Raw genomic sequence first — 24,321 nt, 5'->3', positions numbered from 1 at the left:
ACTATGACGGATTATACGCTTTTAAGGGACCAGCTCCTGGCCCTGGCAGAGGATGTGGAGTATGAGATCACAAATCTCTCCAACGCCTCTGCGCTTTTATACCACAGCCTGGAGGGGCTCAACTGGGCCGGATTTTATCTGTGGAGGGACGGGAGCCTGATCCTGGGGCCGTTCCAGGGAAAACCGGCCTGTACCAGGATCCTGCCGGGCCGCGGCGTCTGCGGAACAGCGGCAGAAAAGGACCAGACGGTGCGGGTGGAGGACGTCCACCAGTTTCCCGGACATATTGCATGTGACTGCGCCTCCAATTCCGAGATCGTGATCCCGCTCCATAGAAACGGTGAGCTTTACGGCGTCCTGGATATGGACAGCCCAAGGCTGGGACGGTTTACAAAAGAGGACCAGAGGGGGCTGGAGCTGTTCTGCCGGGCCATGGAGGAGATCCTGGAGCGGAACCGGGCCTAGAGCGCAGAAAGGGGACGTATCTATGAAAGCAAAAGTTCTGGTGGATAATATCACAAAAAACCAGTGGAAGGCCGAGTGGGGGCTTTCCATCTATATCGAATACAACGGCCACAGGATCCTTCTGGACACAGGGACCACAGAGGCCTTTGCAGAAAATGCAGACCAGATGGGGGTCCGCCTGGAGGATGTGGAGTTCGGAGTCCTGTCCCATGCCCACTATGACCATTCAGACGGCCTTGGAGAGTTCTTTAAAAGGAATCCCACGGCAAAATTTTACTTACAGAAGAGCGCAGAGGAAAACTGTTACAGCAGGAAAAATTTCCTGTTTAAGAAATACATCGGGATCCACCGGGGATATCTGGAAACGTATAAGGACCGGATCGTCTATGCCGACGGAGACCTGGAGGTGATCCCCGGCGTGACGCTCCTTGCCCACCGGACGCCGGGCCTTGCCGATACAGGCAGGAAGGCCGGGATGTATGTGAAGAAGAACGGCCGGTGGAAGCCCGATGACTTTTCCCACGAGCAGAGCCTGGTGCTTGATACGAAGGAGGGGCTGGTGATCTTCAACAGCTGCTCCCACGGCGGCGCGGATGTGATCATCCGGGAAGCGGAGGCTGCGTTTCCTGGAAAGCAGATCTACGGCCTCATCGGCGGCTTCCATTTGTTCCGGTCTGAGGACCAGGAGGTGCGGGAGCTGGCAGACCGGATCAGAAAGACCGGGATCCGGCGGATCTGCACGGGCCACTGCACCGGGGAAAGGGCCATGGAGATCCTGAAGGAAGAGCTGGGGGACATGGCAGAGCAGATCTATACAGGGTTTGAGATCGAAGTATAAAAATAAATCAGAGGAGAAAAAGAAATGGATACTCGGGTGGAAAAGACCATTGAAAGACATAAAAAAGGATACAACTGCGCCCAGGCGGTGGCCTGCACCTACTGCGACCTGGTGGGCGTGGACGAGGAGACCATGTTTAAGATGACCGAGGCCCTGGGCCTGGGAATGGGCTGTATGGACGGAACCTGCGGGGCCGTGGCGGGAGCCTGCATCCTGGCCGGAATGAAGCGGAGCACGGGAAATCTGGAAAAGCCCGACAGCAAGGCAGAGTCCTATAAGCTTTCCAGGGCTATCCTGGGCGGCTTTGAAAAGGCCAACGGAACGGCGATCTGCAAGGAATTAAAGGGGATCGAGACCGGCAAGGTGATCAAAAGCTGCGACGACTGCATCAAAGAGGCGGCGGCCCTGGCAGAGCAGGTGCTGTTTTCATAAAGGAGAAGGAGACCATGGTACATTTTGTGGGCGCCGGCTGCGGCGCGGCGGATCTGATCACAGTCCGGGGGGCCAGGCTGCTCTCGGAGGCGGACGTGGTGATCTATGCAGGCTCCCTGGTGAACCCGGAGCTCCTTAAGGGGACAAAGGAGGGCTGTGAGATCCATGACAGCGCCCGGATGACCCTTCCGGAGGTCCTTGGTGTCATGGAGCGGGCAGAGGCAGAGAAAAAGACCATCGTGCGGCTCCACACAGGGGATCCGTCGCTTTACGGGGCCATACGGGAACAGATGGACCGGCTGGAGGAAATGGGGATCGCCTATGACGTCTGCCCCGGAGTCAGCTCCTTTAACGGAGCCGCCGCCAGCCTGGGGGCGGAGCTGACCCTTCCGGAGGTGTCCCAGACGGTGATCATCACCCGGATGGCCGGGCGGACGGCTGTGCCGGAAAGAGAGAGCTTCCGGTCTCTGGCGGCCCATCACTCCACCATGGCGGTGTTTTTAAGCGCCGGGCTCCTGGAGGAGATGGAGGCAGAGCTTAAGGAAGCCGGGTACAGGCCGGACACTCCGGCGGCCATTGTCTATAAGGCCACATGGCCGGAGGAAAAAGCCGTCCGCTGTACGGTATCGACCCTTAAGGAAACGGCGGAACGGGAAGGGATCCGAAAGACCGCCATGATCCTCATCGGCGATGTGCTGGGGACCAGGGAGGAAAACGGCTATGCGGACTCCAGGCTCTATGCGCCGGATTTTACCACAGGATTCAGAAAGGGGACAGACGCATGAAAAAGCTGTACGTTGTGGGCATGGGGCCGGGAGACCACGACTCCATGACCATCCGGGCGGACCGGGTCCTAAGGGAATGCGACGTGATCGTGGGCTACACGGTCTATGTGGAGTTAGCAGAGCAGTATTATCCAGAAAAGGAATTCCTGACCACGCCCATGCGCCGGGAGACCGAGCGGTGCCGCCTGGCGTTTTCTGAGGCGTCAAAGGGCAGGACCACGGCCATGATCTGCAGCGGCGACGCCGGAGTATACGGCATGGCGGGGCTGATCCTGGAGATCGGGAGGGAATACCCGGAGGTTTCCGTGGAGATCGTTCCCGGGGTCACGGCAGCCTCCTCCGGAGCGGCGGTCCTGGGGGCTCCGCTGATGCATGATTTTGCGGTCATCAGCCTCAGCGACCTTCTGACTCCCTGGGAGACCATTGAAAAGCGGCTGCGGGCCGCGGCCATGGGAGACCTCTGTGTCTGCATTTATAATCCCTCCAGCAAAAAACGGGCCGGCTACCTGCGGCGGGCCTGTGAGATCTTAATGGAAGAAAAAAGCCCGGATACGGTCTGCGGGGCGGTGAAAAATATCGGAAGAGAGGGCGAAGAAAGCCAGGTGATGACCCTGGGGGAGCTCTCCGGCTATGAGGCGGATATGTTTACCACCGTCTTTGTGGGAAACAGCCAGACCATGGAGCTTTCCGGGGCCATGGTGACTCCCAGAGGGTACCGCCTATGAGCCGTCTGTCTGTAAAAGATATCGGGACCGCCGCCCTGTTTGCCGGGACCACGGAGGGGAGGCTCCTGGCAGAGCGTCTGGCCGGAGGCCCGGTAAAGGTCCATGTATTTGTGGCTACGGAATACGGGGGAGAGGGTCTGCCGCAGGCAGAAAACATCCTTGTCCATGAAGGACGGATGGACCAGGAGGAGATCCGGGAGGAGCTGTCCAGGCTTTCCTGTGATCTTGTGCTGGACGCCACCCATCCCTTTGCCCGGATTGTGTCGGAAAACATAAAGGATGCCTGCGCCGCCTGCAGGATCCCCTGTTTCCGGATCCTGCGTGACTATACAAAGTCCCGGAGGGCCGGAGGTGCCGGAACGGGATCCAGCCCTGTTTTCGTGGATTCTGTGGAGGAGGCCGTGGAGTTTTTAAAGGGTACCCAGGGCCATGTGCTGGTGACCACTGGCAGCAAGGAGCTTTCTAAATATAAAGCGCTTCCGGACTGGGAGGAACGGATCTACGCCCGGGTGCTGTCCCTGCCCCAGGTGGTGTCTGACTGCGGAGATCTGGGCTTTTACGGGAATCATCTGATGGCCATGCAGGGCCCCTTTTCGGTGGAGATGAACGTGGCCATGCTCCATGCCGTGGGAGCGGCCTGGATGGTCACCAAGGAGTCTGGGACCGCCGGAGGCTTTGAGGAAAAGGCATCGGCTGCCGGACAGGCCGGAGCCGGACTCATTGTAATTGGAAGGCCAAAGGAGGATGGGATCTCCCTCCGGGAGGCTCTGGAGTTTTTTGGCCTGTCCATGGACAGGAGAAAGGTATTTCTGGTGGGCATGGGACCGGGAGATCCAGGGCTTTTCACAGAGGCGGCCAGACGGGCCTTTGAGGAAAGCCAGGTGCTGGCGGGAGCCGGACGGATGGCCGACGGTCTCAGGGGCTTCCAGAAGCCAGTCTTGAGGGAATACCAGCCGGAGAGGATCCTGGGCTTTTTAAAGGACCATCCGGAGTATGAGACGGCGGCCGTGGCCCTGTCGGGAGACACGGGCTTTTTCAGCGGGGCCAGAGGGCTTCTGGAGGTATTCAATAAGGACGGCGGCTTTGAGGTGGAGGTGATCCCGGGGATCTCCTCCGCCGGATACTTCTTTTCCAGGATCGGAGCGGGCTGGGAGGACGTCTGTTTTTTAAGCCTTCATGGCCGGGACGCTGACCTGGAGGGAGCCGTGGGGGGGCATAAACGGGTGTTCATCCTCTGCGGAGGAAGCAATGCTTTAAAGGAGATCTGCGAAAGACTTCTCCATGCGGGCCTTTCCAAGGTACGGCTTACGGTGGGAGAAAACCTCTCCCTGGCGAATGAGAGGATCTCTGAAGGGACGCCGGAGACCATGAGGGAACGGGAGGTCTCCGGGCTTACGGTGGTGCTGGCAGAAAATCCGGCGGCAGGGAGGACTCTCCCCCGGCCTCTGACCCATGGCCTTCCCGACGAGGCCTTCCTCCGTGGAAAAACACCCATGACAAAGCTGGAAGTGCGGTCCGTGTCCCTTTCAAAACTGGCTCTTACAGAAAATGCCGTGGTCTACGACGTGGGAGCCGGAACGGGCTCAGTTTCGGTGGAATGCGCCAGACTGTCCTCCGGGATCCGGGTCTTTTCCATTGAGCGGGATCCAGAGGCCCTGGAGCTGCTGGAAAAAAACCGGCAGCAGTTTTCCCTGTCCAACATGGAGATCGTGGCCGGGACTGCCCCGGAGGCTCTTGAGGAGCTTCCTGCTCCCACCCATGTGTTCATCGGCGGCAGCGGAGGCAGCATGGGCCGGATCGTGGATACGGTCTTGAGGAAAAATGGTACCACCCGGTTTGTGGCGAACCTTATTACCCCGGAATCCCTGGCTGCGGTCATGGACCTTCCCAGGGTCCTTCCGGTGACAGATCCGGAGATCGTCATGGTAACAGCCGCCCGGTCGAAAAAAGCAGGAAACAGTCATCTGATGCTGGGGACCAACCCGGTCTGGATCGTGGCGTTTTCCGGAAGGGAGGACCAGTGATGGAAAAGGTGCAGTTTCCAAGATTTATGGTAGCGGCGGAGAAAAGCGGCCAGGGAAAGACTCTCATCACCTGTGCCCTCCTGGAGCTTTTAAAGGAACAGCACCGGGTATCTGCCTTTAAGTGCGGCCCGGATTATATCGATCCCATGTTCCACCGGAGGGTGGCCGGCGTGCCCTCCTATAACCTGGACAGTTTTTTTTCCAGCCGGGAGGAGCTGATCCAGCTTCTTGGCCTCCATGGCGGGCCGGACCGCCTGGGGGTGGTCGAAGGCGTCATGGGCTATTACGACGGCCTGGGCGGCAGTACGGACCGGGCCAGCTCCTATGAGGTGGCGGAGCGCACCCATACGCCGGTGATCCTGGTGGCCGACGGCCAGGGCAGAAGCTTTTCCACCCTGGCCGCTGTCCGGGGCTTTTTAAGTTTCCGGCCGGACAGCCATATAAAGGGAGTCCTGTTCAACCGGCTGTCCCCCATGCTGTACCCGGCCTTTAAACGGGCGGCAGAGGAAGAGCTGGGGATCCGGGCCGTGGGCTTTGTGCCGCCGTTGGGAGAGGAGTTCCGGCTGAAAAGCCGTCACCTGGGCCTTCTGCGGCCGGAGGAGATCCCAGGGTTCCGGGAGGAGATCCACAGGCTGGCTGAAACGCTCCGGCCGGGGATCGACCTGGAAGCCATCCTGTCCATTGCAAAGGAGGCGGAACCGCTTCCGGCCCGGAGGCGCAGCCTTCCCCAGATACGGAAGGAAAACGGAGAAAAGCCGGTGATCGCCGTGGCCATGGACGAGGCTTTCTGCTTCTATTATCAGGACAATCTGGAGACCCTGGAGGCCATGAACGCAGAGCTCAGGTTCTTTTCCCCCATCCATGACGAAAAGGTGCCCGGGGAGGCCGACGGCCTTTACCTGGGAGGCGGCTATCCGGAGCTTTACGGAAAGGAGCTTTCAGAAAACGCTTCCATGCGGGCCAGCGTCCGGGAGCTCCTGGCCCAGGGGATGCCCTGCATCGCCGAATGCGGCGGATACCTGTATCTGAAGCAGGAGCTTGCGGATGCGGACGGCATCTCCTGGCCCATGTGCGGTGTGCTTCCAGGGGGAAGCCGGGACAGCGGAAGGCTTTCCAGATTCGGCTACGGGATCATGACGGCCATGGGAGACAGTGTCCTGGGGCCTGTGGGGACCAGCGTTCCGGCCCACGAATTCCATCACTGGGACAGTCCGGAAAACGGAGACTGCTTTTCCTTTAAAAAGCCAGTGGGGACCCGGGAATGGTCCTGCGGCTATGGAACGGAAAGCCTTTACGCCGGATTTCCCCATCTTTATTTTTACGGCCATGAGCCGGTGCGGTTTCTGGAGCTGGCGGCCCGGCGGCGGGACGGGGAGTGCGGACGATCACATAGAACATAAGGCGGTGGCAGATATGAAAAAAATTTTTGAACTCCTTTCAGAGATCCGCCCGGCGGACCAGAAAGCCATGGAGGCGGCCAGGCTCCGGTGGAATTCAGTGGCAAAGCCCATCGGAAGCCTGGGGATCCTGGAGGAGGACATTATAAAGATCGCCGGGATCCTGGGAAACGCAGAACGGATCCCTCTGGAAAAAAGCGCCCTGGCAGTCATGTGCGCCGACCACGGAGTGGTGGAGGAGGGCGTGACCCAGACAGGCCAGGAGGTCACCCGGATTGTGGCAGAGAATTTCACAAAAGGCCAGACCTCGGTGACCTGTATGTGCCGGGTGTCGGGAACCGACGTGTTCCCGGTGGACGTGGGCATGACAGGAGAAGGACGGCTCTGGGACGGCTCCGGCAAAGAGGCCCCGGCCCCCTTTGTGCTCTTAAACCGGAGAGCCGGAGCCGGAAGCCGGAACCTGGTGAGAGAGGCGGCCATGACCGGGGACCAGTGCGAAAGAGCGCTCCTGGCGGGGGCGTTCCTGGCCCGGGATCTGAAGCAGATGGGCTATGGGATCCTGGCCTCCGGAGAAATGGGCATCGGGAACACCACCCCGGCCAGCGCCCTGGCCTCGGTCCTTACGGGAGCCTCTCCCAGGCTGGTCACCGGACGGGGGGCCGGTCTCTCGGATCAGGGGCTTTTAAGAAAACAGAAGGCCGTGGAGGCGGCCTGCGAGCGGTTTTTCCGGCAGTATCCCAGGTATAAGGAGTTTTCCTGGGAGGCTTCCGCAGAGCCCCGGGACGCGCTCCTTCTTCTTACGGAGCTGGGAGGCTTTGATATCGCCGCCATGGCCGGACTGTTCCTGGGAGCCGCCGCGTACAGGCTTCCTGCGGTGATCGACGGCTTCATCTCATCGGCGGCGGCGCTTTTGGCGGTGCTCATGTGCCGGGACGTGAAGGACTTCCTCCTGGCCTCTCATGTATCTTCAGAGCCTGGGGGACGTCTGGTGATGGACCAGCTGGGATTAAAGGCCCCTCTGGACTGCGGGATGCACCTGGGAGAGGGGAGCGGGGCTGTGGCCCTTCTGCCTCTTTTAAAAATGGGCGCCATGGTCTATGAAAACATGAGCACGTTTTCGGAGATCCATGTGGAATCCTATGTGGACTATGGGGCCAAAAAGGGAGGCCGGTCATGAAGGCCCTTCTGATGGCCTTTTCCATGTACTCCAGGCTCCCGGTGCCGGATTTTGTCTGGGAGGAGGAGGACCGGAAAAAGGCCATGTGCTTCTTTCCTCTGGTTGGGGTCCTGGCAGGGGCTGTATTTTTCCTGGTATATCTTTTTATGGAATGGTCAGGGGCAGGGCCTGTTTTTAAAGGGGCGCTTCTGACTGCCGTGCCGCTCCTGGCAACGGGAGGCATCCATATGGACGGCTTTTTAGATACCTGTGACGCTAGGGCCTCCTGGGGAGACCGGGAGAAAAAGCTTCAGATCTTAAAGGATACCCATGCGGGGGCCTTTGCAGTCACCGGAGGAGGGCTGTACCTGCTTTTATACTGCGGCGGCTGTTCGGAGCTTCCGGTCCGGGGGGCGGCAGCCGTGTCTGCCGGATTCGTCCTGTCCCGGGCTTTAAGCGGGCTGGCGGCAGCGGTATTTCCCGGAGCCAGGGAGCACGGGATGCTGGCGGATTTCATGAAGGATTCCAGAAGACGGCTGGTGGCGGCCTCCATGGTATTTTATATGGCGGTTTCCGCCGGGGCCATGATCCTTCTGGGCGGCCTTTGCGGGGCGGCGGCGGCCCTTGGGGCCGTCCTGGCATTTTTATATTACAGGCGGATGGTGTTCCGGGAGTTCGGAGGCGTCACCGGGGACCTGGCCGGGTATTTTTTACAGCTTTGTGAGCTTTTTATGGTACTGGCGGCGGCGGTCTGCCATCTGGCGATTTCATAGACAGGAGGCGTTTTATGAGGATCCTTCTTCTCCGCCACGGGGAGACGGCGGGCAATCTGGAAAAGCGGTATGTGGGAAGGACCGACGAGGGGCTTACGGAGGCGGCCATACAGGCGCTCCGGCAGACCTCGGAGAAGCGGAAGCAGCTTCTTTACGGGCTTCTGGGCCCGGTGGCGGCGGTGTACGCAAGCCCCATGAGGCGGTGCCTGGAGACGGCAGCCCTGGTTTTTCCGGAAAAGGACTTTTCGGGCGTTCCCGTCCGTCTGGTGCCCGGCCTTTCGGAATGTGACTTTGGCCGGTTCGAGTACAAAAATTACAGAGAGCTTTCCGGGGATGCGGATTACCAGCGGTTCATCGATTCCGGCGGAACAGACGGGTTCCCGGAAGGCGAGGCCGTGGCGCAGTTCAAACGCCGGTGTGCAGACGCCTTCCGGCAGGAGGTGCGTACCCTTACGGAGAAAACAGACGGTACGGCGGTGTTCGTGATCCACGGCGGCTCCATCATGGCCGTGCTGGAGGCCTTTGGCCGGCCGGAGCGGGAGTATTATTCCTGGCAGACCGGCTGCCTTTCTGGGTATCTCTGCCGGACCGGGGAGGAGAACGGCCATTTCTGTCTGACAGATGTTGCGGAAATTTCAATTATATAGTATACTTTAAGGATACGAAATAAGAGAAAGGCAGGTAGCAAACATGATAGCTCCATTTTTACTGATCATCAGTCTGGGTCTTCTGATCTACGGCGCTCTGGTAACAGGAGGGATCTACGTTCCCATCCGGTCCAAGATCCTTATTGAGGATGAGGGAAGGGCCGCCTGGTGCAAGGTGGAGGGCTTTACGAAGATCCTCTGGGGACTGGATCTGGCCGTGTTCGCCATGTATTACGAAAAGATCTTCCTTCCCACCTTATGCCTGGTGATCTTTTTAGGGCTGACTCTGTATACCATTTATATCACATATAAAAATAACGAAAAATATCTGAAATAAAGGAAAAACGTGAATTTATGGACAGAATGATCTGGGCCTGGGCGGCAGCCCTGGGGTTTCTGCTGGACTGGGTCCTGGGAGATCCACAGTTCCTTTACCATCCGGTGCGTCTCATCGGCTGGCTCATTGGACGGCTGGAAGCGGTTTTAAGGAAAATATGTAAAAAAACGGAAAAAGGGCTTCTTCTGGGAGGCCTTTTTCTGGTTGCGGCGGTATGCGGGATCACCGGAGGAGCCGTGTGGGCTCTCCTGGCCCTGTGCCGGGAGGTTTCGGCCTGGCTGTACCTGGCTGTATCGGCGGTCCTCTGCTACCAGCTCCTGGCAGCCAGATCCCTTCAGACAGAAAGCATGAAGGTCTATCAGGAGCTGAAGAAAGGGGATCTTCCCGGAGCCAGAAGGGCAGTGTCCATGATCGTGGGCCGGGATACGGAGCGTCTTTCAGAGGCAGGCGTCACAAAGGCTGCGGTGGAGACCGTGGCAGAAAATACCTCGGACGGGGTCATCGCCCCGCTTTTTTATCTGGCCCTGGGCGGCCCCGTCCTTGGGTGGGTCTACAAGGCTGTGAATACCATGGATTCCATGGTGGGGTACAAAAACGAAGCGTACCTGTATTTTGGCCGGGCGGCGGCAAAGCTTGACGATCTGGCCAACTTCCTTCCGGCCAGGCTTTCTGCCGGGCTGATGGTCCTGGCGGCGGCGGTCCTGGGCATGGACTGGCGGGAAGGAATGCGGATCTTTTTCCGGGACCGCTTTAACCACGCCAGCCCCAACTCCGCCCAGACAGAGGCCGTGTGCGCCGGCGTCCTCCATGTACAGCTGGCAGGAGACGCCTGGTATTTTGGGACCCTTTATAAGAAAAAGACCATCGGGGATGATAAAAGGCCGGTGGAGGCGGAGGATATCCCCAGGGCCTGCCGTCTCATGTACGGAGCTGCCTGGGCGGCAGCCCTGGCGGCGGTCCTGGTCCTGGCGGGGATCCGATCATAAAAACAGACGAGGAGGAACGTATGAGCCGGGTGATCATGATACAGGGAACCATGTCCAGCGCGGGAAAAAGCTTCCTGGCGGCGGGACTTTGCAGGATATTTAAGGAGGACGGCTTATCGGTGGCCCCCTTTAAGTCCCAGAACATGGCCCTCAATTCGTATATTACAGAAGAAGGCCTGGAAATGGGGAGGGCCCAGGTGATGCAGGCAGAGGCGGCCGGGATCCGTCCCGAGGCGGCCATGAACCCGGTGCTTTTAAAGCCCACCTCCCATATGGGCTCCCAGGTGATCGTCAACGGGGAGGTACTGGGAAATTATTCGGCGGCAGAATATTTTAAGATGAAAAAAAGCCTGATCCCGGAGATCAAAAGGGCATACGACAGCCTGGCAGAGCGGTTTGACGTGATCGTGGTGGAGGGAGCCGGAAGCCCGGCGGAGATCAACCTCCGGGAAAACGACATTGTCAACATGGGCCTGGCGGAGCTCATCGACGCGCCGGTGCTGCTGGCGGGAGACATTGACCGGGGCGGCGTATTCGCCCAGCTTTACGGGACGGCGGCCCTGCTGTCCGACCGGGAGCGGGCCAGGATCCGTGCCTTTATCATCAATAAATTCCGGGGAGATAAGGAGATCTTAAAGCCCGGCCTTTCCATGCTGTATGAGCGGTGTCCCATTCCGGTGGCGGGCGTGGTCCCATATATGGACGTGGATCTGGACGACGAGGACAGCCTGGCAGACCGGCTCTGGGCAAAGGATACGGCCATGGACCGGAATGGAAGAAAGGCCTTTGCCAGGATCGCCGTGGTGCGGCTTCCCAGGATCTCCAATTTTACGGACTTCAATGCCCTGGAGCATCTTCCCGGCGTGGCCCTTTATTATGCAGACCGGCCGGAGGAGCTTTCAGCCGCAGACCTGGTGATCCTTCCAGGCACGAAAAATACCATGGGCGATCTGAAGTGGATCAGGGAAACGGGGATGGAGGCGGCCATTTTAAGAAAATACGGAGAAGGCTGCTTCGTGTTCGGCGTCTGCGGCGGCTTCCAGATGCTGGGGATGCGGCTTTCGGATCCATTCGGTATTGAGGAGGGCGGAACGCTCCGGGGGCTCGGGCTCCTTCCAGTGGAAACGGTGTTTTCCAGGGAGAAGACCAGGACCCGGGTGACGGGGAACGCCTGGGTGTTTGAGGAGTGGGGAGGAGCCGCAGATCCCGGCATCACAGGATATGAGATCCATATGGGAGAGACAAAAAGGGCCGGAGGAAGGCCGTGTACCGGCATCCGGAAAGAAACGGATCCGGCCGGAGCTGTCTTAAAGGAGGACGGCTGCATCCAGGGCCGTGCGGCAGGAACCTACGTCCATGGATTTTTTGATTCCCAGGAGATCCAGAGGGCCGTGTGGGAGCTGCTGGCTGGAAAATACGGCATTTCTATGGACAAGCTTCCGAAAGCCGGAGAGTTTTCCATGGCTGCCCATAAGGAAGAGCAGTATAAAAAGCTGGCGGGGATCCTAAGGGAAAATCTGGATATGGACCGGATCTACGGGATCCTGGACCGCAGGCTGTGAGTGAGAAAAAAGGAGAAAGCTTATGGAATGGACAGAAACGCTCTGCAGGGAGACCGGGATCCGGTTCCTTACGACCCGGCCGTCGGAGATCGAGGCGGCCAGCTTTGCCATCATAAAAGAAGAGCTGGGACAGGAGTTTTTAAAAGCCTGCCCCCAAGACCAGCTTCCGGTGCTCTGCCGGGTGATCCACACCACGGCGGATTTTTCCTATAAGGAAAGCCTGTATTTTTCAGAGGACGCCGTATCAAAGGGCCGGGAGGCTCTGGCCTCCGGCATCCCCATCATCACCGACACCACCATGGCCGCCTCCGGGATCAATAAAACGGCGGCCGCTGCCCACGGCGTCCAGGTCCGCTGTTTCATCGGGGACGAGGACGTGAAGGAGGCCGCCAGGGAGTCCGGGATCACCCGGTCGGCGGTCAGTGTGGACAAGGCCGCCAGGCTGTATCCGGACTGCATCTACGCCGTAGGCAACGCCCCCACGGCCCTGATGCGGCTGTATGAAAAGATCCGCACCGGAGAGATCCGTCCCCGTCTGGTGGTGGGGGTGCCGGTGGGCTTTGTAAACGTGGTGGAGGCCAAGGAGCTGATCCTTTCCGCAGGAGTGCCCTGTATCGTGGCAAGAGGAAGAAAGGGCGGCAGCAACGTGGCCGCCGCCATCTGCAACGCCCTTCTATACGACCGGAAGGTCTGAGACAAAAGAGCCGGGACAGAAATAGTTTATAAAGTTTTCACAAAATTATTAGCACTCAATATTGACGAGTGCTAATAAAAGTGGTATAACAGAACCAGTTCCAAAGGGAACCAGGGATCCAGATATAAATACCATTTAAGATAAGGAGCGATGATCTATGTTAATGCCCAGCATTTTTGGAGAAAACTTATTTGATGACTTTTTCACCCTTGAACGGCCCCAGAAGCAGTACGAAAAGGAAGTGTCCTGCGATCTGATGAAAACGGATATCCGGGAGTACGAGGGCGGCTTTGAGCTGGATATCAACCTGCCGGGCTGCAAAAAGGAGGATATCCAGGCAGAATTAAAGGACGGCACCCTGACCATCACCGCCGTATCCAATAAAAATACGGAAGAGACGGCAGGGAGATATATCCGCAGGGAACGGTTTGCCGGCTCATGCAGCAGAAAGTTTTATGTGGGCGAGGAGATCACAAGAGAGGATATCCGGGCCAGGTTTGAGAACGGCGTCTTAAAGCTTCTGGTTCCCAAAAAGGAAGCAAAGAAGCCGGAGGAAGAGGAACGGAAATTCATCAGCATCGAGGGCTGATGAAAACAAACGGGAAAGAGGCAAAGAAGCCGTTAAGACTGGCGGCGTTCCATTGACTTCTTTCCCGGGTTATGATATTTTTAAAAGAGATCTGCGTCTTTTTTACACAGATTTTACAGACATTTTAGATTTTATAAAAAAGGAGTGATCGGCTGCATGGACGGCGGTTCAAACGGAGACGGACACAGGAAAAACAGAATAGGCTCCATGCGTTTTATGGAATAAAGAGGTATAGTCTGGGAGATGAACATGCTTGCAGGCTGTACCTTTTTGCGTTTAAGCAGGCCATGTTCCCATTCCGCGGCGGCGGATGTGACAGCGGGAAAAATTTACGTCCCCATGAAAGGAGAAAAATTACATAAAACCATGATCGGAGCAATCCTATTACAGATTCTTTTAATTTTTGGAAACGCAGTGTTTGCCAGTGCGGAGATCGCTGTGATCTCCATGAACGACGCGAAATTAAAGCGCATGACCCACGACGGAGATAAGCGGGCAAAGAAGCTCACGGCCCTGACGGAACAGCCGGCCCGGTTCCTGGCCACGATCCAGGTGGCCATCACCCTGGCGGGACTCATGGGCGGCGCCTTTGCAGCAGAAAACTTTGCAGGTCCCCTGGTGGCCCTTCTCATGGGCCTTGGCGTTCCGGTGCCGGAAAACGTCCTTCATTCGGTATCCGTGGTACTCATCACCCTGGCGCTGACCTATTTCAGCCTTGTGTTCGGCGAGCTGGTGCCCAAGCGGATCGCCATGAAAAAGCCGGATTCCATGGCCCTGGGCATGTCCGGCATGCTGTTCGGCGTCTGGAAACTCTGCAAGCCGGTGGTGTGGCTCTTAACCTTTTCCACCAACCAGATCTTAAGGCTCCTGGGCGTCGATCCGGAGGAAGAGGACGAGGTGGTGACCGAGGAGGAGATCCGCATGATGTTGGCCGAGGGCCGGGAGCAGGGGACCATCCGGCCGGAGGAAAGCCAGATGATCCAGAACGTGTTCGAGTTTGACGATACTCCGGCAGAGCAGGCCGGGACCCACAGAAAGGACGTGGTGTTCCTCCATATGGAGGACGAGGATGCGGTCTGGGACCAGACCATCCTGGAATCCCGGTTTACATACTTCCCTGTATGCCGGGAGAACCGGGACAATGTCATCGGGATCCTGGACACCAGGGATTATTTCCGCCTGAAGGACCGCTCCAGAGAGTCCTTAATGGAGCACGCCGTGGACCGGCCGTTTCTGGTGCCGGAGACCATGCGGGCCCATTCCCTGCTCTCTGCCATGAAAAAGGAGCGGAAGTATTTCGCCGTGCTTCTGGACGAATACGGCAGCGTCACCGGCATCGTGACCCTTCACGACCTGGTGGAGGAGCTGGTGGGCGACCTGGAAACGGAGGACGAAGAGCAACGGCCTGAGGAGATCCGGCAGATCTCAGAAAACTGCTGGCGGATCCAGGGCTCGGCTCCCCTGGACGAGGTGGAGGACGCCCTTAAGATCGTCCTTCCCCGGGAGGATTACGATACCTTCAATGGGTATGTCTGGGGACTGATCGATCGGATCCCGGCCGATGGTGAGCATTTTGAGGTCCAGGTCCCCGGATTGAAAATACAGATAAAAAATGTAAAAAACCATATGGTGGACTGGGCCGTGGCGGAAAAACTCCCTGCGGATCCCGGGACGCCGGGGGACGGCCCTGCCGTTTCCCAGGATAAAACAGGAAAGGAATAAACGGTATGGATCTGTCATTTACTGGTTTTCTGGGAGAGCTTCTGGAAAACCCGGCGCTTCTTGTAACGACCCTGTTCACCCTGGGGGTGATCTTCGTAAACGGGTGGACCGATGCGCCCAACGCCATCGCCACCTGCGTGACCACCCGGTGCCTAAGCGCCAGAAACGCCATCATCATGAGCGCCTTCTTTAATTTCCTGGGCGTGTTCATCATGACCCAGATCAACAGCTCCGTGGCCTCCACCATCAGCAATATGGTGGACTTCGGAGACAGCACCCAGAACGCGCTGGTCGCCCTCTGCGCGGCCCTGCTCTCCATTGTCGTATACAGCGTGGGGGCGTCCATTTTCGGGATCCCCACCAGCGAGAGCCACAGCCTCATCGCCGGTCTTTCGGGAGCGGCCATCGCCATCCAGCACGGCACCGGCGGCATCAACGGGGCCGAGTGGGTCAAGGTCCTTTACGGCCTTGTGCTGAGCCTGGTGCTGGGCTTCGGCACCGGCTGGGTGGTATGTAAGATCATCTCCTTCATCTGCCGGGACATGGACCGGCGCAGGACCAACCGGTTCTTCGGCTTTGCCCAGATCGCCGGAGCCGCGGCCATGAGCTTCATGCACGGGGCCCAGGACGGCCAGAAATTCATCGGCGTCCTGTTTTTAGGGGCCGCCTTTGCCCATGGCCAGAATTCCGTAAGCGGCATGGAGATCCCGGTGTGGCTCATGCTCTTATGCAGCGTGGTCATGGCCCTGGGAACCAGCGTGGGCGGAGAAAAGATCATTAAATCCGTGGGCATGGACATGGTAAAGCTGGAGCGGTACCAGGGCTTTGCCGCCGACGTATCCGGCGCCCTCTGCCTTCTTTATTCCAGCCTGTTCGGGATCCCGGTGTCCACCACCCACACAAAGACCAGCGCCATCATGGGCGTGGGAGCGGTGAAGCGGATCTCGGCCATCAACTTTGGCGTCGTAAAGGATATGGTGCTCACCTGGATCTTCACCTTCCCTGGCTGCGGCCTCATCAGCTTTATTATGGCAAAAATATTCATGTACATCTTTTAAAGGAGAAAGCATATGTCGAAAAAACAGGACGATTTTTATTTTCAGAACTTTATTGAATGCGCCGGATATTCCTGTCAGGCCGCCCATCTTTTAAAGGAGATCCTGTCCGATTTTAAGCCGGAGGACACCAGGATGCGGCTGGACGAGCTTCATAAGATCGAGCATGAGGCCGACATGAAAAAGCATGAGCTCAGCGACCGGCTCACCAAAGCCTTTATCACTCCCATCGAGCGGGAGGACATCGCGGCCTTAAGCGAGCAGATCGACGATCTCACCGATAAGATCGAGGAGGTGTTCATCCGTATTTATATCAACAATGTAAAGGCCATCCGGCCGGAAGCCTTAAAGATGCTGGAGCTGGTGATCCAGTGCTGCGAGGAGGTCTGCGGCCTCATGCGGGAGTTCGCCAACTTCCGCCGTTCTAAAGAGTTAAAGGACCGGATCATCCAGATCAATTCCCTGGAGGAGGAGGCAGACCGGCTGTATATCGCCAGCATGCACAGCCTTCATTCAGAGGAAAAGGACGTGCTGGCCGTCATCGCATGGAGGGAGATCTACAGCTATCTGGAAAAATGCGCCGATGCCTGCGAGCATGCCGCCGACGTGGTGGAGAGCGTGGTCATGAAAAATTCATAAAGGTTCCAGAAAGAACAGACAGGATCCTGTATCCGGGAGGAATGAAAAAACCTCTTGACATGCAGGATCTTTTCTTGTATAACTGTATTAAGTAAATAATACAACAATACAATAATACAAAAAGACAGCAGCCAGAAAAGAAGATAAGGAGTGAGGAAATGGAATGGAAGCTGACAGACGACAGGCCCATATGGTCCCAGCTGTCGGACCTGGTGGCGTCGCAGATCGCTGCCGGGGTGTACGGGCCGGGAGAGCGGCTCCCCTCAGTGCGGGAGCTGGCGGCAGAGGCGGGGGTGAACCCCAATACTATGCAGAGGGCCATGGCAGACCTGGAGAGCCGGGGGCTGGCTGTGGCCAACAGAACAGCGGGAAGGTGTGTGACAAACGATATGGAGACGATCAAAGCCCTGCGGACAGGACTTGTAAAGGAGCAGGTGGCATGGTTCCTGGAAAAAATGCGGGATCTGGGATACACCGGAGATGAGATCCGGGCCGTGCTGGAGGATGCATTAAAGGAGGGAGAGGCGTAATGGGCGTTTTGCTGGAATGCAGCGGCCTCACAAAGCGTTTTGGAAAACGCGAGGCCTTAAAACAGGTGGATCTTTCGGTGGAAAGCGGGAAGATCGTTGGTCTTCTGGGCCCCAACGGCTCCGGAAAGACCACTCTTATTAAGCTGGCCAACGGGCTTTTGAGGCCCGAGGGAGGCTCTATACGGATCGACGGGCAGGAGCCGGGAGTGTATACAAAATCCATCGTATCTTATCTGCCGGACCGGATGTACTTTGCCGACTGGATGCGGGTCTCCGATATGGTCCGTATGTTTCGGGATTTTTACACGGATTTCCGCCTGGAGACGGCGGAGGATATGCTGGAGCGCCTGGAGATCTCTGGCTCAGAGCGGATGAAGAGCCTGTCCAAGGGAACAAAGGAAAAGGTCCAGCTGGCCCTGGTCATGAGCCGGAAGGCGAAGCTGTATCTTTTAGACGAGCCCATCGGCGGCGTGGATCCGGCGGCCAGGGATTTTATCCTGAGGACCATTCTTACCAATTATTCTGAGGATGCGTCGGTGATCCTGTCCACCCATCTGATCGCCGATATCGAGAAGGTCCTGGACGAGGTGATCTTTTTAAAGGAAGGGCAGGTGGTGCGCCAGGATCCGGTGGACCGTATCCGGGAGCAGGAGAAAAAATCCGTGGACACCATGTTCAGAGAGATCTTTGCAGTGCCCATGGGAGCAATGGACTGGGATACCCATGGAAGGGAAGGAGAGAGATAAGATGTTCCGGAAGCTTTTTAAATATGAATGGACGGCCATGATGCGCAGCCTGTTCCCTGTGTACGGGGCGGTGCTGGCGGTCACGGTCCTCAATGCGCTGATGTTTCATGTGATCGTTCCGGAAGCCGGACGGACAGAGCTCCTGGATTCTCCGTTCCTGGAGCTGATCCCCTGGTTTACCGGCGCCTTGTACGCCGCCGTGCTGGCGGCCCTGGGAGTGATGACCGTGCTTCCGGTGATCCAGCGGTTTTATAAGGGGCTTTTAAAGGAGGAGGGATATCTGATGTTCACCCTGCCGGTGGAGTCCTGGAAGATCGTCCTGGCCAAGGCTCTGGCCGCAGTGCTGATGATCCATATCTCCCTGATAGTAGGGATTTTTTCCATCGGGATCCTGGCGGGTGAGCTGACCTTCCTTAAGGCAGTGCCTGGATTCCTGGCGGAATGCTTTAAGCTCATCGGGGCCGGCTTTAAGGAGGATGCCGGGATGACGGTCCATGTGATCCTGTTCTTTCTGGAGGGTCTCCTGGCCATGATCGCAGCCTGGTTTGCCACGGTGTACCATTTTTACCTGGCCATGGCCCTGGGCCAGCTGGCGGGAAACCACAGAGTGGCCTTCTCTGTGCTGGCCTATGTGGGCATCAGCTCTGTCTTTTCTATTATAATGACGGCGCTGCTCCAGACGTATCCGCTGTGGGAGCCGGTGCTGGAGAGGATGGATATGACGGCGGCGATCCATGTGACCGGCTGTGCATTCCTGCTCTGGCAGGTATTCCAGATCCTGACTGAGGCCCTGGGAACGGAGTATCTTCTGAAGCATCATCTGAACCTGGAGTAGGCGGACGGGTCCCGGCTTAAGCCGGGGCTGCCGTGAATACCAGAACGGACCGGGACTCCAGGGTGATCTGTGGAGAAGAGATGAGACAGGGCGGCTCATGGGAGGACGGCATATGGCCTTTGAGATACGTTCCTGCTGTATCGGCCTCCACCTTCCATTTCAGAGATTTAGATACCATGGGAAGGAGAAAAGCCTGGGGCTCCCAGTATACGTTCACTGCCAGACAGACCAGATCGTCTGCCGTATCCGTCCGGTTCCTGCCGGAATACAGCACTGCCAGCACATGGGTGGAGCCGTCGGGAGGGATCACCTTTATATTCGGAAGGCCCAGGGAGCAGACGCCGGAGGGCTTCCGGATCACGTCGTGGGCCTTTCGGAACGCGATCATATGCTTTGTATAGGAAAAGTGGTCCCGGTTCTTTTCCAGAAAGCTCCAGTCCAGCCAGAAGATCTCGTCCATGGGCTTCATATGGATCTGGCCGGAGGGACTGTTTAAAAAGATTGGATTCATAACAACCTCACTTTTCCGATGGGAATGTTGACATGTTTCTATGGAGCAGGAATCTTGTGATCATTATACATGGAAGGAGAAAGGGGCGCAAGGAGCAGAAAACGGCCCTGGCGTCGGATAGCCGTCAGAAACGGGAGGAATGAAAAGAGTTCATGAAAGTTTTATAAATAGGAGGGGAAAAATCTGGTACAATCTCTGTCAGGGAGGTGTGCGTATGACGTATACATTTTATGAGCTGCTGTGGCTGTTCTTCGCATATTCCTTCGCAGGATGGATCCTGGAAACTGTGGCAGCGGCAGTGAAAAAAAGAACCTTTGTGAACCGGGGACTGGTAAACGGCCCCTTATGCGTGACCTATGGCGCGGCGGCAGCGGCCATGACCCTTTCCTGCCGTGAGCTTTCTGGCTTCTGGCTTTTTGCGGGGATCGTGATCCTGGCGACCCTGACCCAGTGGATCGCCGGTCATGTGCTGGAGTGGCTGTACCACGAAAAATGGTGGGACTATTCCGGACTCCCGTGGAACCTGGACGGATATATCTGTGTTCCTGCCTCCGCAGTCTGGGGCGTTCTGGGCGTTCTGGCGTTCAGATGGGGGAATCCCCTGCTGACGCGGCTGTTCGCCCTGCTGCCCGGAAGCCTTGGAAAGATCCTTTTATGGATTCTTTTGCTGGCCCTGGCGGCGGATATGCTGGCTACGGTGCTGATCCTTACGGGAAAGACCCGAAGGATCGAACAGTGGCAGTCAGTGGATTCTCTGTTCGCGTCCTTAAGCGTAAGGCTGGAGCTTCGGCTGTCCTCTCTGGTGAACCGGCGTCTGGAGCGGGCGTATCCCAGGGAGCGGACAGCTGGAGAGGAGAAGGAGCTTAAAACAGCCAGTGCAGAAGGCTTTGCCGCCGGGTGCAGCTTTTATAAGATCTTTCTTCTGTTCGTCATCGGCTGTGTCCTGGGAGATCTGACGGAGACCGTATTCTGCCGGATCACGGCCGGCGTCTGGATGAGCCGCAGCAGTCTGGTCTGGGGACCCTTCAGCATCGTCTGGGGCCTGGCCATCGCCCTGGTGACGGTGCTCCTCTACCGGTACAAGGACAGCTCCGACCGGTTCCTGTTCCTCATGGGTACGGTCCTGGGAGGCGCTTACGAGTATCTGTGCAGTGTGTTTACAGAAATGATGTTCGGAACGGTATTCTGGGATTACAGTAAGATCCCCTTTAACCTGGGAGGCCGGATCAACCTCCTGTACTGCTTTTTCTGGGGCATTGCAGCTGTGGTGTGGTTTAAGGGGCTGTATCCCGTATTTTCCAGATGGATCGAGAGGATCCCGGCAAAGGCCGGGAAGCCTCTGGTCTGGCTCCTAATCGTTTTCATGACCGTCAACATGGCCGTTTCCTTTATGGCCCTGTGGAGAAGCGATGAGAGGAGCCGGGGCGTGGCGGCAGAGGCCTACTGGCAGCAGGTGATGGACGAGCGCTTTGGCGATGATCGTCTGGTCCGGATCTACCCCAACGCCATCAAAGTAGAATAGAGGAGACGGTTTATTTCACCTCGCGCACCGGGATCCCCGGCGTGGCCAGAAGGGAATAGTTGGTATGGTATACCACGAAGCCCGGAGCCGCGCCGGGGACTTTTTTCAGATTTTTTCTCTGGATGTAGTCGATCTCCACCTTATCGTTTTCCCGGCCTCTGGAATAGTAGGCCGCCAGGGCTCCGGCCTCCTCGAACACCCGGTCCGGCAGCTCCTTTCCCTCTGTTTTTACGATCACATGGGAGCCTGGCATTCCCTTGGCGTGGAACCACCAGTCGCCGCCGTTTGCCGTCTTAAAGGTCAGCTCCTCGTTCTGGTAGTTGTTCTTTCCCACATAGATGTGGAAGCCGTCTGAGGACAGGTAGTGGTAGGGGCGGCTGGTGATCTTCACCTTTTTGCCGCCGGAATAGTGCCGCCGGATGTAGCCGTATTCCGTCAGCTCCTCCTTGATCTGCACCAGGTCCTCCTCCAGCCGGGCAATGTCCATGGAGGTGCTGATGGACTCCAGGTGGTCGATCTCCGCCCGGGTCTGGGAAAGCTGCTCCGTTACGGCCTCGAAGGTCCGTTTCTGCTTGTTGTACTTATCAAAAAATTTCTGGGCGTTTTCCCGGGCTGTCAGGGTGGGATCCAGGGGAATGGTGATCTCTGTATTATCGTAATAATTTAAACATTTAAAACTTTTCTCGCCTCCGGCCAGGCCGTAGCCATAGGTATTCAAAAGCTCGCCGTAGATCCGGAATTTTTCCCGCTTTTCCGTATCCTTTAACTGCTTCGTCTGAAGATCCAGCTTCCGGTAGCTGCGCTCTAAGGCGTTGGAGATGATCTTTCTCAGATCCGTGGATTTCTGGTGGATCCTGGATACGGCGTTTTTCTCGGCGTAATACCGTTCCAGCACCTGGCTTACGGAATCAAAGGCCGTTTTCTGGTACTGGCCGCCGTCCATCATAGTCAGAGGGATGGAAGAAAATTCCATGGGCTTTTCACCCTTATAAATGATGCTGGGCGAAAAATTCCCGTTCCTCACATCGTCCATGATCCAGTTGAGGGCATGGTACAGGTGGGTCAGCTCACCTTCGGAAAATTCCTTGGCGGAAACGTCCCCGTCCAGGGAGGCCAGATGGCAGATCTCCGCCGCCGCCACGGGGCTTAAGCCTGTAAGATCCATATAGAGGGCCTTGGACAGGGGCTGGGGCGTTCCCTGGATCAGAGGGATAAATTCCTCCTCCGTGATCTCCAGGGGGTTTTTCTTTTCCCCGGAGTGGGGGATGAAATAGGTGCGTCCCGGCAGCACCTCCCGGACCGAGCTTACCTGGGCAGAGATATGCTTGATGCTGTCCAGGATCATGTCGTTTTCATCGCAGAAGATGATATTGCTGTGCTTTCCCATGAGCTCCACAATCAGATACTTCCGCCGCAGATCCCCCATTTCATCCAGATGTTCGATCTCAAAGCGGACGATGCGCTCAAAGCCTGGCTGGGTCACGGAAAGGATCCGCCCGTTGGCGATGTGCTTGCGTAAGAGCATACAGAAATTGGGGGCCGTCATGGGGCTGGGCTTATTGGTTTCAGTGAAGTAGAGGAGAGGGAGGCTGGCGTTGGCTGAGATGAGTAGCCGGAAATTCTCCCGGTTCCCCTTTATGGTCAGCAGAAGCTCGTCCTTTTCCGGCTGGGCGATCTTTGCGATCCGGCCGGAGACGATCTTCTGGTTCAGATCATATACCAGATTTGCAATGGTGATTCCGTCAAATGCCATGGTGTGAAAATTCCTTTCTTAATATAGATTCGATCTGTTCCGTCAGTTCCATGACCGTATGGGTACGGCTCCTGGCACAGGCGTGGGCCGGCTGTTCACAGAGGAGGCATTTCCTTGGAGGCAGTCCCAGATCCTCCCGGGACAGCTTTTTTCCTCCGGCGTCCAGAACGTCGATGTCAAACAGCCGTCCCAGGCCGCCGCCGTCCTCAATGGCCGCCATGAGCGTTTTCAGCCGTACCGCACCGGCCGTCTCCACGGCCCACATGGCCTCCAGTCCCGTGGCCTGGATCACCTGCTCCCTGCGGACCACAGGAAGTCCCTGATCCGCCAGGGCATCTTCGATCTTGGAGATCCCGGCGTCAAAGGCCTCGGGGACCAGGGGCAGGACCTTCACAGGTCCGGGGATATTTAAGGTAAAGGAGACCAGGGGACAGCGGCAGGAGACAAGGAGACTGTTCTGGAGGGCCGCCCGCTGCTCCCTGGCGTTTAGCATCTGGGGCAGCTCTGTGGGGATCCCTATGAGGGACTGGGCCTCTGCTCCCGGCGTCTGGCCGTGACGGCCGGCGGGGAGGTTCCGGACCTCGTGGAGCAGCTCCAGAAGATACCGCATATATTTTGTGAGATACAGGTCCTTCCGGTAGCAGGCAAAAAAATGCCGGGGATTTTCCACTCCCAGGATGGGGTAGGTATAATAGGGGGACTGGAGGGAATTTTCCGTATCCGCGTAGGCGTCGGGACAGGCCATGACCACGGGACTGGTGGCAACCACGTACTTTCCCACCTCAATGCTGATGGTCTCCAGGCCGATCTCCGGCTTCATATTCCTGGCGGCACAGAGGGCATCCAGAATGGTCCGGGCCGAATGGCCCTGACGGCTGCATATGAATACCTCATCCGCCGCCTCCCGGATGTCGATGGGAGTTCCCGGCCGGATCCGTTCCGCCAGGGCGCAGGCTTTATTGACCAGCAGCACCATATTTTCCTTCTGGATCAGATCGTAGACCAATTCGTCGTACTTTGGAAAGGTGGTCAGAAGAGCGATGCCCACAGAGCCCTCCAGGACGCTTTCCTCCATGGTGGCTGAGCCTTGTTCGTGAAGCTCCAGCTCCACGTGGGGGAAGCGGCTTTTGAACCGGGGATAGAGGTAGGGGAGCAGCTCCATGCCCCTCTGGACCGAGATCCCCAGGCGGATCTTTCCAAATTCCTCATTGCTCAGCTCCTCGACCTGCTTGGCCAGGTTGGTGGAGATGGTGCTGATCTGCTTGGCCGCCTTCACGTAAAGGGCTCCGGCGGGGGTCAGGGTGATGGGGTCCGTGTTCCGGTTGAAGATCGGCGCTCCCAGGTTGGCCTCGGCGGCCTTTATGATCTGGCTTAAGGAGGGCTGGGACACATACAGCCTTTTCGCCGCTCCCGTAAAGCTCCCTTCCTTCAGAACTGTCAATACGTACTGCATATGTTTCTCATTCATGGCGGACCTCCATCCTTTTATGATTCCCTTTATCATACCATAACAAAAGGAGAAATTCCACTGTGGATTCCTTTCTCGTTTGTGTCAAGTAATCGTTGGCAACTTACCCACTTCATTTTTTCCTTATGAT

Annotated in this window: 25 protein-coding genes; 22 read left to right on the top strand and 3 right to left on the bottom strand. The window is 57.3% G+C overall.

Annotated elements, in window-relative coordinates; genetic code table 11:
- Positions 1-3 precede the first annotated feature (3 nt).
- The 21 genes from WIH05_RS07330 to WIH05_RS07230 all read left to right on the top strand — a co-directional run bounded on the left by WIH05_RS07330 (position 4) and on the right by WIH05_RS07230 (position 18,937).
- Positions 4-465 carry a GAF domain-containing protein gene (locus WIH05_RS07330; RefSeq protein WP_022273653.1) on the top strand — a complete coding sequence of 154 codons (462 nt, stop codon included), beginning with the start codon at positions 4-6 and terminating at the stop codon, positions 463-465.
- 22 nt (positions 466-487) lie between these two features.
- The gene (locus WIH05_RS07325; protein WP_022273652.1) at positions 488-1,303 is read left to right on the top strand and encodes an MBL fold metallo-hydrolase; all 816 of its coding nucleotides are present in this window, start codon (positions 488-490) and stop codon (positions 1,301-1,303) included.
- Between the two features lie 24 nt (positions 1,304-1,327).
- Complete coding sequence (locus WIH05_RS07320) at positions 1,328-1,735, top strand: C-GCAxxG-C-C family protein (protein WP_022273651.1); 408 nt, start codon at positions 1,328-1,330, stop codon at positions 1,733-1,735.
- Positions 1,736-1,749: 14 nt separating this feature from the next.
- Positions 1,750-2,520, top strand: coding sequence for a precorrin-4 C(11)-methyltransferase (gene cobM, locus WIH05_RS07315; protein ID WP_337425187.1), 771 nt, complete (start codon positions 1,750-1,752; stop codon positions 2,518-2,520).
- Positions 2,517-3,245 carry a precorrin-3B C(17)-methyltransferase gene (gene cobJ, locus WIH05_RS07310; protein WP_022273166.1) on the top strand — a complete coding sequence of 243 codons (729 nt, stop codon included), beginning with the start codon at positions 2,517-2,519 and terminating at the stop codon, positions 3,243-3,245. Before cobM ends, cobJ begins: the two co-directional genes overlap by 4 nt.
- A complete protein-coding gene (cobK, locus tag WIH05_RS07305) occupies positions 3,242-5,269 on the top strand; it encodes a precorrin-6A reductase (RefSeq protein ID WP_337425186.1) in 2,028 nt (675 codons plus the stop codon). The genes cobJ and cobK overlap by 4 nt, the downstream gene beginning before the upstream one ends.
- Positions 5,269-6,669, top strand: a complete 1,401-nt coding sequence (locus WIH05_RS07300; RefSeq protein ID WP_022273163.1) for a cobyrinate a,c-diamide synthase — start codon at positions 5,269-5,271, stop codon at positions 6,667-6,669. The genes cobK and WIH05_RS07300 overlap by 1 nt, the downstream gene beginning before the upstream one ends.
- Positions 6,670-6,682: 13 nt before the next feature.
- Complete coding sequence (gene cobT, locus WIH05_RS07295; RefSeq protein WP_022273162.1) at positions 6,683-7,843, top strand: nicotinate-nucleotide--dimethylbenzimidazole phosphoribosyltransferase; 1,161 nt, start codon at positions 6,683-6,685, stop codon at positions 7,841-7,843.
- Positions 7,840-8,595: an adenosylcobinamide-GDP ribazoletransferase gene (locus WIH05_RS07290; protein WP_337425185.1), complete on the top strand. Its 756-nt coding sequence runs from the start codon at positions 7,840-7,842 to the stop codon at positions 8,593-8,595. Before cobT ends, WIH05_RS07290 begins: the two co-directional genes overlap by 4 nt.
- Before the next feature lie 14 nt (positions 8,596-8,609).
- Positions 8,610-9,242, top strand: coding sequence for a histidine phosphatase family protein (locus WIH05_RS07285; RefSeq protein ID WP_337425184.1), 633 nt, complete (start codon positions 8,610-8,612; stop codon positions 9,240-9,242).
- A gap of 43 nt (positions 9,243-9,285) precedes the next feature.
- Positions 9,286-9,579: a hypothetical protein gene (locus WIH05_RS07280; protein ID WP_022272769.1), complete on the top strand. Its 294-nt coding sequence runs from the start codon at positions 9,286-9,288 to the stop codon at positions 9,577-9,579.
- Between the two features lie 17 nt (positions 9,580-9,596).
- A complete protein-coding gene (gene cbiB / locus WIH05_RS07275) occupies positions 9,597-10,565 on the top strand; it encodes an adenosylcobinamide-phosphate synthase CbiB (RefSeq protein WP_252207432.1) in 969 nt (322 codons plus the stop codon).
- A gap of 20 nt (positions 10,566-10,585) precedes the next feature.
- Positions 10,586-12,127 carry a cobyric acid synthase gene (locus WIH05_RS07270; RefSeq protein ID WP_337425182.1) on the top strand — a complete coding sequence of 514 codons (1,542 nt, stop codon included), beginning with the start codon at positions 10,586-10,588 and terminating at the stop codon, positions 12,125-12,127.
- A 22-nt stretch (positions 12,128-12,149) separates the two neighbouring features.
- Positions 12,150-12,821, top strand: a complete 672-nt coding sequence (locus tag WIH05_RS07265; protein WP_337425181.1) for a precorrin-8X methylmutase — start codon at positions 12,150-12,152, stop codon at positions 12,819-12,821.
- Positions 12,822-12,978: 157 nt separating this feature from the next.
- Positions 12,979-13,410, top strand: coding sequence for an Hsp20/alpha crystallin family protein (locus WIH05_RS07260; RefSeq protein WP_022274239.1), 432 nt, complete (start codon positions 12,979-12,981; stop codon positions 13,408-13,410).
- 366 nt (positions 13,411-13,776) lie between these two features.
- Positions 13,777-15,132: a hemolysin family protein gene (locus WIH05_RS07255; protein WP_337425179.1), complete on the top strand. Its 1,356-nt coding sequence runs from the start codon at positions 13,777-13,779 to the stop codon at positions 15,130-15,132.
- Positions 15,133-15,137: 5 nt separating this feature from the next.
- A complete protein-coding gene (locus WIH05_RS07250; RefSeq protein WP_158357074.1) occupies positions 15,138-16,190 on the top strand; it encodes an inorganic phosphate transporter in 1,053 nt (350 codons plus the stop codon).
- A 12-nt stretch (positions 16,191-16,202) separates the two neighbouring features.
- Positions 16,203-16,826 (top strand): DUF47 family protein, encoded by a 624-nt coding sequence (locus WIH05_RS07245; protein WP_022274236.1) that lies wholly within the window; start codon positions 16,203-16,205, stop codon positions 16,824-16,826.
- A 158-nt stretch (positions 16,827-16,984) separates the two neighbouring features.
- Entirely contained in the window at positions 16,985-17,356 is a 372-nt protein-coding gene (locus WIH05_RS07240) for a GntR family transcriptional regulator (protein WP_022274235.1), read from the top strand.
- A complete protein-coding gene (locus tag WIH05_RS07235; protein ID WP_022274234.1) occupies positions 17,356-18,102 on the top strand; it encodes an ABC transporter ATP-binding protein in 747 nt (248 codons plus the stop codon). Before WIH05_RS07240 ends, WIH05_RS07235 begins: the two co-directional genes overlap by 1 nt.
- A 1-nt stretch (position 18,103) precedes the next feature.
- Positions 18,104-18,937 carry a hypothetical protein gene (locus tag WIH05_RS07230; protein ID WP_022274233.1) on the top strand — a complete coding sequence of 278 codons (834 nt, stop codon included), beginning with the start codon at positions 18,104-18,106 and terminating at the stop codon, positions 18,935-18,937.
- A gap of 16 nt (positions 18,938-18,953) precedes the next feature.
- Here the strand turns inward: WIH05_RS07230 and WIH05_RS07225 are convergent, their stop codons facing one another.
- The gene (locus tag WIH05_RS07225; protein WP_022274232.1) at positions 18,954-19,448 is read right to left on the bottom strand and encodes a hypothetical protein; all 495 of its coding nucleotides are present in this window, start codon (positions 19,446-19,448) and stop codon (positions 18,954-18,956) included.
- Positions 19,449-19,662: 214 nt separating this feature from the next.
- On the opposite strand from WIH05_RS07225, the gene WIH05_RS07220 reads away from it, so the two are divergent.
- Entirely contained in the window at positions 19,663-20,970 is a 1,308-nt protein-coding gene (locus tag WIH05_RS07220) for a putative ABC transporter permease (protein ID WP_337425177.1), read from the top strand.
- Positions 20,971-20,980: 10 nt separating this feature from the next.
- On the opposite strand, the gene WIH05_RS07215 is transcribed toward WIH05_RS07220, so the two are convergent.
- Together WIH05_RS07215 and citX are read right to left on the bottom strand one after the other, a co-directional pair.
- On the bottom strand, positions 20,981-22,723 hold the full coding sequence (locus tag WIH05_RS07215) for an NFACT RNA binding domain-containing protein (RefSeq protein ID WP_337425176.1): 1,743 nt from the start codon (positions 22,721-22,723) through the stop codon (positions 20,981-20,983).
- A complete protein-coding gene (gene citX / locus WIH05_RS07210; protein WP_337425175.1) occupies positions 22,713-24,191 on the bottom strand; it encodes a citrate lyase holo-[acyl-carrier protein] synthase in 1,479 nt (492 codons plus the stop codon). The genes WIH05_RS07215 and citX overlap by 11 nt, the downstream gene beginning before the upstream one ends.
- Positions 24,192-24,321: the final 130 nt, after the last annotated feature.

Origin of the sequence: Alitiscatomonas sp. (assembly GCF_037242085.1) — a bacterium.
Taxonomy (GTDB): Bacteria; Bacillota; Clostridia; order Lachnospirales; family Lachnospiraceae; genus Alitiscatomonas; species Alitiscatomonas aceti.
This window is presented reverse-complemented; position numbering and strand designations above follow the sequence as displayed.